We start from the raw sequence: 374 nt of genomic DNA, 5'->3' as shown, positions 1-374 counted from the left end.
TTATTGGTGCTGCCAGCAAAACAAAAGCCCCTCTGCCGCTGATTTTTGCTTCCGCAATGGCACCTGTTTCTCTGCTTTGCCAGGGATTAACGGATGTCAGCCCGGCAGAAGGTCTGACATTTCCAGTGTCATGTAATTTTTGTACTGTAGCAGAATCAGGAGAACGTAAGTCTACAGTGGATAAACTTTTTATGGCCCCAATACATGAGTTTGAGCATGAGGCCGGGATTCGGTATGGCAATGCGATTCAACTGTATGAGACTGAACGGGAAATATGGGAGGAGGAACTTAAAGCTCTGAAAAGTACCCTGAATAAACTGGTCAAAAAAAACCAGCCAACAGAGGAGATTAAAGAGAGTATCAGGGCACACCGG

1 protein-coding gene is annotated in these 374 nt (G+C 45.7%); it reads left to right on the top strand.

What is annotated here, in order from left to right; translation table 11 throughout:
• On the top strand, positions 1-374 hold a 374-nt coding region (locus tag AAIR21_RS27975; protein ID WP_434682852.1), incomplete at both ends, for a DUF3987 domain-containing protein.

The sequence above is a fragment of the Enterobacter sp. PTB genome, from assembly GCF_051130085.1.
GTDB classification, from domain to species: Bacteria; Pseudomonadota; Gammaproteobacteria; order Enterobacterales; family Enterobacteriaceae; genus Enterobacter; species Enterobacter ludwigii.
Note: the sequence above shows the minus strand (reverse complement) of the source record. Positions and strands in the feature narration are given on the sequence as shown.